At 71.2% G+C, this 16,260-nt stretch carries 13 protein-coding genes and 1 pseudogene; 6 read left to right on the top strand and 8 right to left on the bottom strand.

The window, feature by feature from the left end; genetic code table 11:
• Positions 1–11: 11 nt before the first annotated feature.
• From CRP56_RS20815 to CRP56_RS20805, 3 genes are all read left to right on the top strand, one after another.
• A complete protein-coding gene (locus CRP56_RS20815) occupies positions 12–572 on the top strand; it encodes a GNAT family N-acetyltransferase (RefSeq protein ID WP_097266126.1) in 561 nt (186 codons plus the stop codon).
• Positions 573–686: 114 nt separating this feature from the next.
• Complete coding sequence (locus CRP56_RS20810; RefSeq protein WP_179851075.1) at positions 687–1,640, top strand: intradiol ring-cleavage dioxygenase; 954 nt, start codon at positions 687–689, stop codon at positions 1,638–1,640.
• A gap of 9 nt (positions 1,641–1,649) precedes the next feature.
• Positions 1,650–2,480, top strand: coding sequence for a triphosphoribosyl-dephospho-CoA synthase (locus tag CRP56_RS20805; RefSeq protein WP_097266124.1), 831 nt, complete (start codon positions 1,650–1,652; stop codon positions 2,478–2,480).
• On the opposite strand, the pseudogene CRP56_RS20800 reads toward CRP56_RS20805, so the two are convergent.
• A pseudogene (locus tag CRP56_RS20800) lies at positions 2,470–3,317 on the bottom strand (integrase core domain-containing protein); the annotation flags it as partial. The gene CRP56_RS20805 and the pseudogene CRP56_RS20800 overlap by 11 nt on opposite strands.
• A gap of 70 nt (positions 3,318–3,387) precedes the next feature.
• Positions 3,388–4,266 carry an alpha/beta fold hydrolase gene (locus CRP56_RS20795; RefSeq protein WP_097266122.1) on the bottom strand — a complete coding sequence of 293 codons (879 nt, stop codon included), beginning with the start codon at positions 4,264–4,266 and terminating at the stop codon, positions 3,388–3,390.
• A gap of 129 nt (positions 4,267–4,395) precedes the next feature.
• Between CRP56_RS20795 and CRP56_RS20790 the strand changes: the two genes are divergently transcribed.
• Positions 4,396–6,342: an AfsR/SARP family transcriptional regulator gene (locus tag CRP56_RS20790; RefSeq protein WP_097274295.1), complete on the top strand. Its 1,947-nt coding sequence runs from the start codon at positions 4,396–4,398 to the stop codon at positions 6,340–6,342.
• Between the two features lie 103 nt (positions 6,343–6,445).
• Here the strand turns inward: CRP56_RS20790 and CRP56_RS20785 are convergent, their stop codons facing one another.
• The 4 genes from CRP56_RS20785 to CRP56_RS20770 all read right to left on the bottom strand — a co-directional run bounded on the left by CRP56_RS20785 (position 6,446) and on the right by CRP56_RS20770 (position 12,352).
• The gene (locus tag CRP56_RS20785) at positions 6,446–7,696 is read right to left on the bottom strand and encodes an MFS transporter (protein ID WP_097266120.1); all 1,251 of its coding nucleotides are present in this window, start codon (positions 7,694–7,696) and stop codon (positions 6,446–6,448) included.
• Between the two features lie 55 nt (positions 7,697–7,751).
• The gene (pdxR, locus tag CRP56_RS20780; protein ID WP_097266118.1) at positions 7,752–9,116 is read right to left on the bottom strand and encodes a MocR-like pyridoxine biosynthesis transcription factor PdxR; all 1,365 of its coding nucleotides are present in this window, start codon (positions 9,114–9,116) and stop codon (positions 7,752–7,754) included.
• A 126-nt stretch (positions 9,117–9,242) separates the two neighbouring features.
• Entirely contained in the window at positions 9,243–10,709 is a 1,467-nt protein-coding gene (locus CRP56_RS20775) for an aminopeptidase P family protein (protein ID WP_097266116.1), read from the bottom strand.
• A gap of 131 nt (positions 10,710–10,840) precedes the next feature.
• Positions 10,841–12,352, bottom strand: coding sequence for a PP2C family protein-serine/threonine phosphatase (locus CRP56_RS20770; RefSeq protein ID WP_179851073.1), 1,512 nt, complete (start codon positions 12,350–12,352; stop codon positions 10,841–10,843).
• 492 nt (positions 12,353–12,844) lie between these two features.
• On the opposite strand from CRP56_RS20770, the gene CRP56_RS20765 reads away from it, so the two are divergent.
• Positions 12,845–13,510 carry a bifunctional DNA primase/polymerase gene (locus CRP56_RS20765; protein ID WP_097266112.1) on the top strand — a complete coding sequence of 222 codons (666 nt, stop codon included), beginning with the start codon at positions 12,845–12,847 and terminating at the stop codon, positions 13,508–13,510.
• 57 nt (positions 13,511–13,567) lie between these two features.
• Positions 13,568–14,113 (top strand): hypothetical protein, encoded by a 546-nt coding sequence (locus tag CRP56_RS20760; protein ID WP_097266110.1) that lies wholly within the window; start codon positions 13,568–13,570, stop codon positions 14,111–14,113.
• A gap of 254 nt (positions 14,114–14,367) precedes the next feature.
• Here CRP56_RS20760 and CRP56_RS20755 read toward each other — a convergent pair whose 3' ends face one another.
• A complete protein-coding gene (locus CRP56_RS20755) occupies positions 14,368–15,333 on the bottom strand; it encodes a DUF5926 family protein (RefSeq protein WP_097266108.1) in 966 nt (321 codons plus the stop codon).
• A gap of 164 nt (positions 15,334–15,497) precedes the next feature.
• Positions 15,498–16,136, bottom strand: a complete 639-nt coding sequence (locus CRP56_RS20750; RefSeq protein WP_097266105.1) for an ATP-binding protein — start codon at positions 16,134–16,136, stop codon at positions 15,498–15,500.
• Between the last annotated feature and the right edge of the window lie 124 nt (positions 16,137–16,260).

Here is a 16,260-nt window from a genome sequence, read left to right as displayed (position 1 = left end):
AGGGTCGCGGTATGGAGATCGAGTCCGAAGAGCTGCCCGGCGGCGTGGTCCTGCGTCCCGCCGTGCCCGGTGACGCCGAGGCGCTGTGTGCCGCCCAGGTCGCCAACCGGAAGCATCTCGAGCCGTGGGAGCCGTACCGCCGCGAGGACTTCTTCACGGTCGTGGGCCAGCGGATACGTCTGGAGGAGCGGCTCCGCCAGTTCGCGGAGGGCCGGCTCGTGCCGTGGCACCTGGAGTCCGACGGGCGGATCGTGGGCGCGATCACCCTGACCGGCATCATCCTGGGGCCGTTCCGCAGTGCCTACCTGGGCTACTGGATCGCCGCCGACCAGCAGGGCCGTGGGCTGGCGACGGCCGCCGTGGAGCGGGTGAGCCGGGCCGCGCGGGAGACGGTCGGACTGCACCGCATCGAGGCCACCACGCTCGTGGACAACGCGGGTTCGCAACGCGTGCTGGAGAAGTGCGGCTTCGAGCCGATCGGACTCGCGCCGGGCTATCTGCACATCAACGGCGGGTGGCGGGACCACCGGATGTTCCAGAAGATCCTGCACGACGACGACCCGGAGATATGACACGGACCGCGCAAGACCCCTTGAGTAAACGGAAGTTCAGCCTCCGCGGCATTCACAGTCCGTTCTCAGTCTCCTGAGAACCCCCTGACGGACAGCGTCCCTAACTTCCCGATCATGACGGGAAATCACAAGGACAAGACGATCACCCGGCGCCGCGCCCTCGCCGTGACCGGCGGCACGGTCGCCGCGGGCGGGCTCGTCGCCGTCGGCTACCAGTCGGCCTTCGCCGACACCGGGACCACTGCCGACGCCGCCGCCACCGCGTCGGCCGCCAGCACCGGCAGCGCGTGCATGACGCTCATGACAAGCGTCACGGAAGGCCCGTACTACCTGGACGGCGCCCTGGTCCGGAAGGACATCACCGAGGGCAAGAGCGGCGTCCCGCTCACCCTGCGCCTGACCGTCGTCGACGCCACCGACGGCTGCACCCCGGTCCCCGGCGCGGCCGTGGAGATCTGGCACTGCGACGCGTGGGGCTACTACTCCGGCTACACCACCGCCAACCCCGGCGGTTCGGCCCCCGCCGAGAGCGAGGACGGCTCCACCGCCAACGACGCCACCTACCTGCGCGGTTACCAGATCGCCAACGCCAACGGAGTCGTCAAGTTCGAGACGATCTTCCCGGGCTGGTACACCCCGCGCACCTGCCACATCCACGTCAAGGTCCACACCGGCGGCGAGAAGGAGGACGGCACCTACGAGGGCGGCAAGGTCAACTACACCGGCCAGTTCTTCTTCGACGACGACATCGCCCAGGAGATCTTCACCCTGGAGCCCTACTCCCGGCACTCCGGCAGCTACACCACCCTCGACAACGACATGGTGTACGACGGCGGCGGTGCCGCCAGCGGCCTGCTCACCCTCAAGGCGGTCAAGAAGGCCGACCCGTCCAACGGTTACAAGGGCTTCCTCACCCTCGGCATCGACCCCGACGCCGAGAACACCGGCGCGGGCGGCGGCACCGGCGGCGGTGACGGCGGCACGCCCCCGAGCGGCGCGCCGACCGGCGCACCGCCGTCCGACGCTCCGTCCGAAAGCGCCACTGCCTCCGCCTCGACGTCCTCGTAAGGTACGGCCATGAGCAGCCGCGAGGACGAAGCGCTGGCGCAGGCCGCCGTGACCGCGCTGACCGGGCAACTGGCCCTGGCCCCCAAGCCCGGGCTGCCCGACCCGCGCGACCTGGACGCCCGCACCACGCGCGTGGACCACCGCGCTCTGCGCTGGTCGGCGAAGGCGCTCGTACCCGGCCTCGCCGCCATGGCCGCCGCCGCCCGCCGTACCGGCGAGCCGACTCCCGTGCTCCGTACGGAACTCGGCGCGATCGGCCGCTGCACCGAGCATTCGGTGGGCCTCGCGGGCGGCGGTCACCGGGGTGCCCTGTGGGCGCTCGGCCTGCTGGTCGCCGCGGCCGCCCTGAACCCGGGCACGACGGGCTGGGAGGTCGCCGCGACCGCCAAGCGCATCGCCCGGCATCCCGACAAGCGGGCCCCGCGGCGGCCGTCGCGTGGCTCGTCGGTGTCGGCGAAGTACGGCGCCGCCGGGGCACGGGGCGAGGCGAGGGCCGGATTCCCGCACGTACGGCGGGCGTTGGACGCGCTCGCCGCCGCCCGCAAGGCCGGTGCCACGGAGGCGCAGGCCCGGCTGGACGCCCTGCTCACCGTGATGTCCACCCTCCAGGACACCGAACTCCTCTACACCGCGGGCCCGCTCGGCCTGCGCCACGTCCAGGCGGGCGCCCGCGGGGTCCTGGAAGCGGGCGGCACGTCCACGGCGGCGGGCGCCACGGCCCTCGCCGCCTTCGACGAGGACCTGCGCACGCGCGCGTGGAGCCCCCGCGGCAGCGCGGGGCTGCTGGCGGGGGCGCTGTTCCTGGACTCGCTTCCGCTGCAGGCCGGTCCACGTTGGTGACGCCGCTCCGGAGCCGTGATACGGGTGGCTGACCGCCTCCTCCGCTGTGTGGTCGGTGATAGTTGTAGTGGACGTTCCACACACTGAGCGCGGCAGTTCGCTCATCCTCGCTGGCGAACTCGCGGGCGTAGAGGAGTTCTTCGGCCAGGATGCGCTGGTACCGCTCGACCTTCCCGTTGTGTCGGGGTGTGTAGGGCCGAGCGAGGAACGCCGCTGCGGTGGCTCCTTTCTCGTCGGCGAGTGGTTCGGCGTAAGCGAGCCGTCGACGGTGGAGTGCAGGTGGACGTAGCCGCGTTTCGCGCCTGCGGTCTTGGCACGGTCGACGGCTCGCTTTTCGTCGCTGTCGCGGCCGTGGGTGCGCCAGCCACCGCCATCGGGGATCCGGCCGACCTTTTTCACGTCGAGGTGGGCCATGTGGCCGGGCCAGCGGGCGATGATCCTCTGCGGCTTGCGATTGTTCTCGCCGTTCGGATCAAGGAGACGGCGCTTGCCCAGCCCCAACCGCGTGAGGTGTCTGGTGACGGTGCGTCGGTTGATCACGTAGCCGAGGTCGGCCAGTTCGTCGGTGATCCGATGGGCGGACCACTTGTGGTTCCGTCGCCAGGTCTCGATCTGTTCGACGACCCGGTCCGGGGCGGCCTTCGGGCTGTGATGTGGGACCGAGGAACGATCCTGCAGGCCACCTTCGCCAAATCTGCGCCATCGGTTGACCCATTTGCTGGCGCAGGCTCGGGAGATGCCCATCTCAGCGGCGACATGGGCAATCGGGCGGGTCCGGCACCGCTCGACGAGTCTGCGTCGCCCTTCCATGCTCAGCGGGGCGTTGGCATGGACCACTGCGGCCCCAGCGCACGGAGGGGGTCAGAGCCTGCGGTGAGTGCGGCCGATACCGGCCCTTTCGCGGCGTTCACCGCTTCACCAGGTCCAGGATCAGCGTGGCGATGTCCTCCGGAGCCTCCTCGGCCATGAAGTGGCCCGCCTGGGTGGTGAAGTGCTGAAGGTCGGTGGCCCACGGCTCCCAGGTCGCGGTGGCGTCGAACCCCAGCTGCCGGCCCCAGTCCTGCTGGACGACCGTCAGCGGCATGGTGATCCGGTTGCCGGCGTCGAGGTCGGCCTGGTCATGTTCGATGTCGACGGTCGCGGTGGCGCGATAGTCGGCGACGATCGACGGAACAGCGTCCCGGCATGCGCGAAGGTACTCGGCGCGCACCTCCGCCGGGATCGCCTCGGAGCTCGTGGACCAGACGTCGAGGAAGTGGCCGAAGAAGGCGTCGGCGCTGCCCGCGATCATCTGCTCGGGCAGACCGGGCGGCTGGGCCATCAGATACAGGTGGAAGGCCACCGCCGCGCTGACCCCGCGGAGGACGTTCCAGGTGTCCAGAGTGGGAATGATGTCCAGGATTCCCAGGTGGCTGATGCGATTCGGATGATCAAGGCCGGCCCGGAACGCAACGTGCGCGCCGCGGTCGTGCCCGACCAGCGCGAACTGGTCGAATCCGAGCGCGTCGGCCAGGCCGACGATGTCTGCGGCCATCGTCCGCTTCGAGTAGGTGTCCTCGGCGACCGCTTCCGGCTTGCTGCTGGCGCCATAACCGCGAAGGTCGGGGCAGACCACGGTGTGGTGCTCGGCCAGGACAGGAGCGACATGCCGCCACATCAGGTGGGTCTCGGGAAAGCCGTGGAGCAGCACAACGGCCGGTCCTTCTCCGCCCACCGCAGCGTTCAGGTCTATGCCGTCAGCCACGCCGATCGACCTGGTTGCGAACCCCGGAATGCTGATGCTCATCGTTGTCGTCTCCTTCTCCCAGACTCGTGAGTCGCTGCTGTTCACGCGTGGATGCATGAACGAGAGGAGGATCGGAGAGCCGGGTCAGCAGTGGATCAGCAGCAGCCTGAAACCGATGACAATGAGGACATGGAGATCCTCGTCAAGGTGCTCGGGCCGATCGAGGTCACGGATGCCGAGGGCCGCCCTGTGCCGGTGGGCAGCCGGCGCCGCCGGGAGCTTCTGGGTCGGCTGGTCGCGGCCGGCGGCCGGGCCGTCCCGCTTTCGGTGCTTGTCGATGATCTCTGGGAGGACCCCCCACCCGCAGCCGCCGGGACGGTCCGCACCTTCGTCGCCGAGCTGCGCCGCGCCCTCGAACCCGATCGTCTTCCGCGAACCAGGTCGCACACCATCGAGACCGTCGGTACCGGATACGCCCTGCGGCTTCCACGGGCAGACGTCGACGCCCACCGATTCGAGGACACCCTTCGGGCCATGCGCGAGGGGCCCAGCGGCCAGGTTGCCTGTGCGCTGAGCGAAGCGCTCTCATGGTGGCGGGGCGAGCCGTACGCAGACCTCGGCGCCTCGCCCTGGCTGACGGCAGAGCGCGCCCGGCTGGCAGAACTCCACCGTCAAGCCGTCGAGCTGCGCGCCCGGGCGGTGCTCGACCTCGGACGTGGTGCGCCCCTCATCCCGGAGCTGGAGACGTTCACCACCGCACACCCATGGCGGGAGCATGCCTGGGTTCTGCTTGCCCATGCTCTGTACCAAGCCGGCCGCCAGGTTGACGCGCTGGCCTCGCTGCGTGACGCGCGAGCCCGGCTGCTGGATCGGTTCGGACTGGAATCGGCAGACAGCCTTGATCATCTCGAACGTGACATCCTCCGGCACGCTCCGCACCTCATGCCCGCGCCTCGGGACGAGGACCAGCTGCGCCTGCTCACGCGCACAGAAGCGACGGGGACCTACACCCGGCTGCGCTCGATGAGCACCGTGGCCAGGGCCGCCGCGGTCACAGGCGGCACCAACCTGGTACTTGCCCAAGAACAACGCGCCGCGGCAGCCGCGGAAGCCGAACGGACCGAAGACCCCGGCCTCACTGCCCGCGTGATCGCGGCGTACGACGTCCCCACCATCTGGACGCGCGCCGACGATCCCAGACGATCCGAGGCCCTGGTCGCAACCACTCGGCGCACTCTGCACCGACTGGAGCCAGGGACTCCGCCCGCGCTTCGAGCACGTCTCCTCGCCACCATCGGGCTTGAGCATCGCGGAACCCGAGACCGCTGGGCCCTTGAGGCGGCGACCGAAGCCGAACGACTGGCGCGAGACCTACACGACCCCAGCGTGCTGGCACTCGCGCTCAACGCCCGATTCGTACAGTCCTTCCAGCACCCCGGGCGCACCAGCGAACGCGACGTGATCGCCGGCGAGCTCATCGATCTCTCCACGCGGCACGATCTCCCGATGTTCGAGATCCTCGGCCATCTGATCAAGATCCAAGCCTGCGCGGCCCGCGGCGACACCGAGACCGCGCAACACCACGTCGTGGCGGCCGAGCGGCTCGCCGCCATCCACGAGACCCCGCTCGTTCACGTTCTCACCGCCGCCTTCCGGACGACGCAGTTGTCAGAACGCTCGAACGACCCCGCCGAGGTCGCTCACGCCTATCGCACCACAGCTACCGACCTCGCCGGCGCCGGCATGCCCGGGGTAGAAGCCGGCATCTTCCCGCTCGCGCTCCTCGCACTCCGCATGCGCCACCAACGCCCTGCGCCAACGGACCCCGCCCTCGACTGGGGCCCTTACCGTCCCTGGGCCCAGCCGCTCCTCAACCTCGCCGACGGCGACCCCATAGCGGCCCGCGAGGCCGCCGCCATCCTGCCCAGACCCCCTGCTGACCACCTGTATGACTCACTCTGGGCCGTCAACGCCCATACAGCGATCCTGCTCCAAGACGAGTCACTCGCCACACAAGCGCACGACGCCCTCTCCCCTCTGCGCGGCGAGATCGCGGGCGGAACAACCGCCATGATCAGCTTTGGCCCCGTCGACGACATCCTGGCCACCCTCGATCAGTACCTCATTCGGCGATAACACCCACCCCTCGAACCGAGTCCCCGCCCGTTGCCTGGCGCCAACAACGTCCAGCCCCACAACAACTAGCTGCTGGTTCAGATCACAAGAACCGGCTGCCGGTTCAGCTGACGAGCACCGGCTGCCGGTCGGCCTCCGGCCGAGAGACGGCGCCCTGGCGGCGCGCCACCGGCCCCATGGCGTACGACGCCACGAGCGTCGCCCCTCCCAGCAGCAGCCACCCGGCCGTGCCCCACCCGAGCAGCAGCGTCGTCAGCACGAGCGGCCCCAGTGTCCGCGCCACCGTCACCCCGGTGCCGAAGAAGCCCTGGTACTCGCCGACCCGGTCGGCCGGCGCCAGGTCGAAGGAGAGCTGCCAGGACCCGGCGGGCTGTCCCATCTCCGCGACGACCTGAAGCACCGCCCCGACGACCAGCGCCCCGGCGGCCACCCACGCCGACCCGCCCGCCGACAGTGCGAACACCCCGCACGCCACCAGCATGACCCACCCCGACCGCCGCACCGCGCGCGTGGCCGACGCCAGCCCCGTGACTCCGCGGGCCATCCGCACCTGGAACAGCATCACGGCCCCGGTGTTGAGCACGAACAGCGCGGAGACCAGCCACGCCGGTGCGTCGGTCCGCTCCGCGATCCACAGCGGCAGCGCGAGGCTGAGCAGCGGCATCCGCAGCAGGAGAACGGTGTTGAGGAGCGTGACGGCGACATAGCGCCGGTCGCGCACGACACCGGTCCCGTTGTGCTGACGCTTCCGCGAACCGGCACGAGGCGCCCGCGTCGGCGCCGGCGAAGGCAGCCGCAGCAGCACCCCCGCACACACCACGAAGCTCACCACGTCCAGCGCGAACACCCCGAGATACGCCCCGCGCGTCCCCGCCTGCAACGCCAGCCCGCCGAGCCCGGCCCCCACCGCCAGACCGGCGTTGAAAGCCGACTGCAGATGCGCCAGCAGCCCGGTCCGCTCCCCGGCGGGCACCAGTCCCGCCAGCAGCGTCTGCCGGGCCGCCGCCAGCCCCGACTGCGCGGCGGCGTAGACGCACGCGGCCAGGACGAACGGCACGAACCCGCGCACGAACAGGAACGCCGCGACCGCGAGCCCCGCCACCACCGCCAGCAGCACCGCCGTCCCGCGCGCCCCGCGCCGGTCCGCCAGCCGCCCCAGCGGCACGCCCGCCACCGCCCCGAGGGCCCACGCGAGGGTCAGCCCGAGCCCCACGCGCGCGGGGGCGAGTCCGACGACGTACGTGAAGTAGAGCGCCGAGGTCACGAGGAAGGCGCCGTCACCGACGGCGTTGGTCAACTGGGCGGCGGCGAGGACGCGTTGCGGCCCCCTGGGCGGGACGAGTGAGTTCGTCATGTGACCGACATTAGAAGCCGACTGGACCGACAGGCAGGCCCAATCGCCGCCCCTTTCAGTGGTCCAATCCGTCGAGCGCCTGCCCCAGCGCCTCCAGGGCCTCCGGGTAGACCCGCTCCCGAGGCGTCCCGTACCCGACGACCAGAGCCTGCGTCCGCCCTTCCCCGCCGTCCGGCGTGTGCCAGTGATCGCCCAGCCGCCCCACCGCGACCCCCGCCGCCTCCGCCCGTGCCAGGGCCTCCTTCTCGTCGGCGACCTCCACCAGCGCGTGCAGCCCGGCCGCGATCCCGCGCACCGCCCGCCGTGCCCCGAGCCGGTGCAGCAGCTGGTCCCGGCGGCGCCGGTAGCGCAGCCGGCAGGCGCGCACATGACGGTCGTAGGCATGACTGTCGATGAGCTCGGCGAGCGCCAACTGGCCGATGGTCTCGGTGTGGTGATCGCTGTGCAGCTTGGCGTCGGCGACCGCGTCGACCAGGTGCGGCGGCAGCACCATCCAGCCGAGCCGCAGCGCGGGCCCCAGGGTCTTCGAGGCGGTACCCAGATACACCACCTGCCCCGGAGCCATGCCCTGGAGCGCCCCGACGGGCTGCCGGTCGTACCGGAACTCTCCGTCGTAGTCGTCCTCGACGATCAGTCCGCCACGCGCGCGTGCCCAGTCGGTGACCGCCCGCCGCCGCGAGGGATGGAGCGTCACCCCGGTCGGATACTGATGCGCCGGCGTCAGCACGACCGCCCGCGCATCCCCGAGCTCCCCCGCGCAGGCCCCCTGCTCGTCCACCCGCACCGGCACGACCCGGCCACCGCCCCGGCGCACCACCTCCCGGTGGAAGGCCAGCCCGGGGTCCTCCATGGCGATCTCGCCCCCGTCGAGCACGCGCGTGAGCAGCGCGAGCCCCTGGACGTACCCCGAGGTGATCACGATCCGCTCCGGCGGTGCGACGACCCCGCGCGCCCGCCCCAGATACCCCGACAACGCGGTCCGCAGCTCGATCCGCCCGCGCGGGTCGCCGTAGTCGTACGCCAGTGAGGGCGCCGTGGCGATGGCCCGCCGCAGGGCCCGCAACCAGGCGGCGGCGGGAAACGTCCCGACGTCCGGACTCCCGGGCCGCAGATCGAAACGGGGCGCACGCGCGCGTGCGGGGACGGGAGCAGCCTCGGCATCGCTGACGGGAAGCGACGCCACCTGCGTCCCAGCCCCCTGCCGAGCGGTCAGATACCCCTCGGCGACCAACTGGTCATAGGCCGCCTTGACGGTCCCCCGGGAAACCCCGAGCTCCTCGGCAAGCCGCCGAGTAGCGGGCAACCGAGCCCCGGGAGCCAGCCTCCCGTCCCGCACGGCATCACGAAGGGCATGCTCAATCCCGTTACGCCGCCCTTCGGAAGCGATGAGCTCAACATGCAGGTCCACTGAAACCCCCAGGTCTTCTAGGGGCGCGGGGCTGTATCAATTTGCGGCTCCGCCGCGTGGGCGCGCCCAGCCCCCACAGACCCGCAGCCCGCAACGAGGGCCGGGCACCCCACTGGTACCCGGCCCTCATCAAAAACCTCAGCCCTTCAGCGAAGCCATCCAGCTCTCGACCTCATCAGACCGCCGAGGCAGCCCATCCGACATGTTCCGGTTGCCGTCAGCGGTCACCAGGATGTCGTCCTCGATCCGCACACCAATGCCCCGGTACTCCTCGGGCACGGTCAGATCGTCGGCCTGGAAGTACAGCCCCGGCTCGACGGTCAGCACCATCCCCGGCTCCAGCGTGCCGTCGACATACGACTCCACGCGCGCGGCAGCGCAGTCGTGGACGTCCATGCCGAGCATGTGCCCGGTCCCGTGCAGCGTCCAGCGCCGCTGGAGCCCGAGCTCCAGCACCCGCTCCACCGGCCCCTCGACAAGCCCCCACTCGACGAGCCGCTCGGTCAGGACCCGCTGCGCGGCATCGTGGAAGTCGCGGTACTTGGCGCCCGGCTTCACGGCCGCGATCCCGGCCTCCTGGGCGTCGTACACGGCGTCGTAGATCTTCTTCTGGATCTCGCTGTAGCGGCCGTTGATCGGCAGCGTGCGCGTGACGTCGGCGGTGTAGTACGTGTGCGTCTCGACGCCCGCGTCCAGCAGCAGCAGGTCACCGGAGCGCACCGGTCCGTCGTTGCGCACCCAGTGCAGCGTGCAGGCGTGCGGACCGGCGGCGCAGATGGAGCCGTAGCCGATGTCGTTGCCCTCGACCCGCGCGCGGAGGAAGAACGTGCCCTCGATGTAGCGCTCGGAGGTCGCCTCGGCCTTGTCGAGGACCTTCACGACGTCCTCGAAACCGCGGACCGTCGAGTCGACGGCCTTCTGCAGCTCGCCGACCTCGAACTCGTCCTTGATCAGCCGCGCCTCGGAGAGGAAGACCCGCAGCTCCTCGTCGCGCTCGGCGGTGACCTTGTCGGTCAGCGCGGCCTCGATGCCGGCGTCGTAGCCGCGGACGACGCGGACCGGGCCGGTCGCCTCGCGCAGCGCGTCGGCCAGCTCGCGGACGTCGGAGGCGGGGATGCCGTACAGCTTCTCCGCCTCGGTGAGGGAGTGCCGGCGGCCCACCCACAGCTCGCCGTGGCCGGAGAGCCAGAACTCGCCGTTGTCGCGGTCGGAGCGCGGCAGGAGGTAGATCGTCGCCTTGTGCCCGTCGGCGACCGGCTCCAGGACGAGGACGCCGTCCTCGGTCTGGTTGCCGGTGAGGTAGGCGTACTCCACGGAGGCCCGGAAGGCGTACTCGGTGTCGTTGGAGCGGGTCTTCAGGTTGCCCGCGGGGATCACCAGCCGCTCGCCCGGGAAACGGGCGGAGAGCGCCGCACGGCGGGCCGCGGTCTCGGCGGCCTGGGCGATGGGCTCCAGGTCGTGCAGTTCGGTGTCGGCCCAGCCCGACTTCATGTTCTCGGCGAGCTCGTCGGAGACGCCCGGGTACAGGCCGTTCTTCCGCTGCTTGATGGGCTCTTCCGACTCAGTCTCCGGGGTCTCCGGGTTGAGCTCGTCGGCCACGGTCATCCTCCTCGATACGGCACTGGACCCCCTCCATCGTACGGTCGTACGGAAGGGGGCCCAGGGCCGGAAGACCTGTTACACGCCGCTGTCCGGTGTTACACGGCGCGCTACTCGTACCGGGCGTACGCGCGGCGCTACTCGAACCGGGCGGCGAGCAGGACGACGTCTTCGTCGGAGTCCGCCGCGTCCAGCCCGTCCGGCAGCACCGTGCGCAGCACGTGGTCGGCGATCGCGTCCGGGTCGTGCCGCAGCGCCTTGGGTACGCCGGCGGCGGCCGCGTGCAGCCGCGCGAAGGCGCGGTCGGTGGCGTCGCCGGTACGGTGCAGCAGCCCGTCGGTGTAGAGCAGAACCGTCTCTCCGGGTTCGGCCACCAGCTCCACGCTGGGTGCCTCCCAGCAGGCGAGCATGCCGAGCGGTGCCGACACGGACGTCTCCACGAACTCCGTGCGCCGCTCGCCGACCAGCAGCGGCGGGCAGTGCCCGGCACCGGCCAGCGTGATCTTGCGCAGCGCGGGCTCGCAGTAGGTGAACAGGGCGGTGGCCGAGCGGGCGGGCTCGGTCAGGCGCAGCAGCAGCTCCAGGTCGGACAGGACCGCGACCGGGTCCTCGCCCTCCATGACGGCGTACGCCCGCAGCGACGCTCTGAGCCTGCCCATCGCGGCGACCGCGCTGGGACCCGAGCCGGTCACCGAGCCGACCGCGAGGCCGAGTGCGGCGTCCGGCAGCGGCAGTGCGTCGTACCAGTCGCCGCCGCCGCGCGGGCCGGTGCGGTGCCGGGCGGCGAGCTGGACGCCGGCGACGCGGGGGAGCCGGGACGGCAGCAGCTCCTCGGCCATCGTCGCCATGCACGCGCGCGTGCGCTCGACCTCGACGACGCGCGCGAGGTGCTCGGTGGCGTAGCGGGCGTACAGGCCGACGAGGTGGCGCTGGCGCTCGTTCGGCTCGGCCGGTTCGTCGTACAGCCACACGGCCGCGCCGAGGCGGCCCGCCGCGTCGGACGACAGGGGCAGCGCGTAGCTCGCGGCGTAGCCCAGGCGGGCGGCCACCTCGCGGTGGCGGGGGTCGAGGCCGTCCCCGGCGAAGAGGTCGGGTTCGGCGATCTCGCCGTCGGCGTCGGGGAGTCCGTCCAGGATGCGGCCGTAGGACATGGCGCTGCGCGGCACGGTCTCGATGTGGCCGAGGTCGGCGCGGGCGAGGCCGAGGCCGATGGTGGTGTCGGGGCCGAGTCCGTCGCCGGGTTCCAGTACGACGAGACCGCGCCGGGCGCCCACCAGGGCGGCTCCGGCGCGCAGCAGTTCGGTCAGTGCCTCCGAGAGGGAGTCCGTGCGGGCCAGCCGCTCGGTGAGCTCGTGGAGGGTCGTGAGGTCGGAGACCCAGCCGGCGAGCCGGTCCTGGAGCAGAGCCCCGGGAGCGCCCGGCGGAGAGGCCGGTGAGGTGTCCGGGGCTACGGGCGCGGGCGCGACAGTGTGTGCGGGCGAGGGAACCGTTGAATCGATTCCGGCCACTTTCGGAGGGTGAGGGGCGTTCATGGCGTCCGGCTTTCCGACCGGTGCGTATTGCTCAAAAGCATCGCAAACCCCCATGTCATTCTGCGCCGCTAGCAGTGTCTCCACATGTACACGCACTCGTGAGGGGATGTCCAGCATTGTCCTGCTGGGATTCCTGGTGTCCGTGGGTCACCGGGGTACCCCTTGCCGAAAAGCCAAGTTGGCTTGAAACTGACTCAGGTAACGCCTTATTGCGGTCGACTGGCCTTGCTCCACAGAGCGTCACAGCGGTCGTGATGGGTACGTACTCGGAGAAGGCCAGGGGTGGTTGACAGCCACCCGGAACCTGGTGACGGACCCGGGCGTCTTAGCCACCGACGACCGAGCCCCATCCTCCCGTGGCGGAGGCGAAGAGAAATACGCGGGACGGCAAACGCCAGACTTCGCCACCCCCACGCCACGCCCATGCTTTTGATAGATGCAGTGTGGGCCCGGCTGCCGCGGACGCAGCCGACGTTCGGCCCATAGGGGTTCCCCTTGTCTCGGACAGGGGTGTGATGCGCCAACAGGTACGCACAGTGCAGTGATCGACACATGGTGTGATGTGGCCCACGGTGTTGCCAGCGGTGCAACGGAAAGGAACGAGCGCTCATGCGCGAGATCCTCGGAAAGGCACGCAGGCTCCTGTCCAAGCGGAACGACGGGGCGCCTGAGTTGATCAGCGCGGCCCTGACCTTCGCGACGGAATGGCAGTGGCCCGTACTCCCGGGCGCGGCGCCGGACCCACAGGGCCGGGCCCGCTGCTCCTGTCCCGACCCCGAGTGCACGGTGCCCGGGGCGCACCCCTTCGATCCCGGACTCCTCGCGGCCACCACCGACGAGCGCATGGTGCGCTGGTGGTGGACCAACCGGCCCGCCGCGCCGATCGTCCTCGCCACGGGTGGCGCGGCTCCCTGCGCGGTCTCCTTGCCGGCGCTCGCGGCCTCCCGCGCGCTCACCGCCCTGGACCGTCAGGGCATGCGCCTGGGACCGGTGGTCGCCGCGCCCAATCGCTGGGCGATCCTCGTCAAGCCGTACTCCATGGAACAGTTGGGCGAACTGCTGTACGCCAAGGACTTCGTCCCCGGCTCGCTGCGGTTCCACAGCGAGGGCGGCTACCTCGCCCTGCCCCCGTCCGAGACCGGCCACGGCGCCATCCGCTGGGAGCGTGCCCCGCTGCCCGGCTCGGCCTCCCCGTGGGTGCCCGACGTGGAGGCCGTGGTCGACGCGGTCGTCGACGCTCTCACTCGTACGGGTGTGAGCGCACCCGAGTTGTAGGGGTGTCGGGCGCGCACGGAACCAGCCGTGTGCGCCCGGTCGTTATCGTCCCCTTTCATGAACCTTCGTCTCCTCGCCCTGTCGGGCGTCGTGGCATGCGCGGTCGCGCTGCCGCTGGCCGTGGCGTCCGCGGGGCAGGTGGGGGACGACGTGGCGCGTGAGTCGTCGCGTGAAGGGGCGCGCACCGCCCCGCGCGAGGACGCCAAGGCGCCGTCCGCCGCACCCGGCCGCGCCCCGCTCCTCGGCCTCGGTCTGGCCACCGCCGCGCGCTGCGGTCCCGAAGTCACCTCCCCCGACGGCATCGAGGCGCAGACCTGTGTCCTGACGCAGGGGGAGGAGACCTGGGCGCGGACCTACTACCGCAATGTCACCGGCGGAGCGCTCGACACCGTACTGAGCCTCATGGGTCCGGACGACCGGACCGTGCAGATGAGCTGTGCCGTGGGGGCGGGGGACGAACCGGGGACCTGTGAGACGCCCAGGGAGCGCAGCCGTGGCGGTCCGGATGCCTACACGGCGGTCGCGGAGTTCGCGGGCGAGGCCGGGAGCGGGCCGCTGCTGCTGCGAAGCGGAAGCAACTCCTCGGCGCCTTCCGGCAGTTGACACGCGTCAGCGTGCCCTGAACGGAGGCGGGCGTACAAAGACCCGGTTGCTGGCGACGGGGGATGCACCAGCAACCGGGCTACTCGAACGGTAACAAGAGATCGGCTGTTCGCAAATTCGATCTCGTGAGTTCGTCGGCTTTCCGGACACCGACTCACTTGCCGCGGGCGGCAGTTGTGATCCGTTCCGGCCGCACGGCGAGACCGGTTCCGGCTGAACGGCCATTCAGCCGGAGCCTGTCTCGAACCTGTGTCTCAGCTGAGGGTCACCTGTCGGTTGGTCAGGCCGCCCCGCGCGCGGCGCTCGTCCGCGGTGAGCGGTGCGTCCGAGGCCAGGGCCGCGGTGAGGCGCTCGGCGAACTCGGCCGCCGGCTTCTCCACGTCCTCCGCCGAGACCCCGCTCGGCAGGTCCCAGACGGGCACGGTGAGGCCGTGGGCGCGGAAGGAACCCACCAGCCGGGTGCCCTCGCCGAGGCCGGACTTCCCGGCCGCGTGCAGCCGCGCGAGCGCGTCCAGAAGCTGCTCCTCGCCGTACGGCATGACCCAGCGCAGGTGGTTCTTGTCCGGCGTCTCGCACCAGTAGGCGGCGTCGACACCCTGGAGCTTCACGGTCGGGATGGCCGCGGCGTTGGCCCGCTCCAGGGAGGCGGTCACCTCCGGGGTGGCGTTCTCCGCGTCCGGGACCCAGAACTCGAAGCCCTCGTGCACGACTGGCTCGAACGTGCCTTCGGGGTCGAGCAGATCCTGCAGCCGCGGACCCTCGGCGGGCGCGCGGCGGCCCTGGACCGGGGTGCCCGGCTCGGCGGTGAGCGCGCGCTGGAGCGTGTCGGCGAGGTCGCGGCTGATGTCGCCCGACGCCGTGTCGTTCTGCAGGCCGAGCAGCACCGAGCCGTCGTCGCGGCGCAGCGCCGGCCACGCCATCGGCAGGACCGTCGCCAGCGTGACCGACGGGACGCCCTCGGGGAGGCCGCCCTTCAGGGACAGCTCGACCGTGGCGGCCGGCACCAGCTCGCGCAGCGCCACCCAGTCGCCCTCGCCCGGCAGGCCCTCGAACGGGCGCTGCACCAGCTCGGTCACCGCGTGCGCGGCGGCCCGGCCGTGGCACGCCTTGTAGCGGCGGCCGCTGCCGCAGGGGCAGGGTTCACGGGCACCGACGACCGGGACCTCCCCGTCGGCGATCTGAGGGCGCTGGGCCTTCGTCTGGGGTCGCTTCTTGGCCATCGTGGGGTCTCCCGGTTACGGCTCGTCTCGTACGGGCGGGAGCCTAGTCGTTCACGCCATGCGCGACGGGAGCCTGTGGACAACGCGGGGCGGTGTGCCGGGCTGTGGACGACGCGGAGCGGTGTGCCGACCTGTGGACAACGCCGGTGGCCGCCCGTGGCGCCTCAGTCCATGTCGGTGAAGGCGTCCGCGAAGTCCAGGTCGCCGATCGACGAGACCGACGGCGCCGTGACGCGCGTAGCGAAGTCGTCCCGGCGGTGGCCGGCATCCGGATCATGAACGTCGTCGTGCACCACGACCCACACCGTGACCTCGCCGCGGGTGTCGTCCCGGACGCCCCAGTCGTCGGACAGCGCGGTGATGATGTTCAGCCCACGGCCGCCGTGCGCGGTGACCGAGGGCGTGGCCGGAGCAGGGCGGGTGGGCCCACCGCCGTCCGTCACCTCGACCATGAGTCTGCCGCTCGGCTCCACGCGCCACGCGGCGCGGACGTCGCCGTCCCCGGCCAGAGCGTCGCCCAGGGGCCGGCCGTGCTTGCACGCGTTGCTCAAGAGTTCGGAAAGAATCAGTACGGCGTCGTCGATGACCGCTTCCGACACACCGCCCCTGCGCAACTGAGAACGCATCCGGTGTCTTGCTTCCCCCACGCCCGCAGGGCCATGGGGTACGGCCATGCTCGACGACGTGGGCACCTCCTGTGCCACCACCAACGCCACCCCCGAGACCTCCTTTGCCCCACGCCACGGTGTGGATGCCCCATTGGCCTGCACCGGAAACCGGCCAACACAGTTCCGCTGACGCATTCGTAACGATCGAACACGGACCGAACGCGCCGGAGCACTCCCTGTCATCATGTGGCCGGATTTCGACGATTTGGCCGTGACCGAAGATGCTTCAGTCGACTCGTGGGGTCAAGGTTTCTTCACA

This window comes from Streptomyces sp. TLI_55 (assembly GCF_900206255.1).
Classification (GTDB): Bacteria; Actinomycetota; Actinomycetes; order Streptomycetales; family Streptomycetaceae; genus Streptomyces; species Streptomyces aquilus.
The sequence above is the reverse complement of the archived record's forward strand: the minus strand, read 5'-3'. Positions and strand labels throughout refer to the sequence as shown.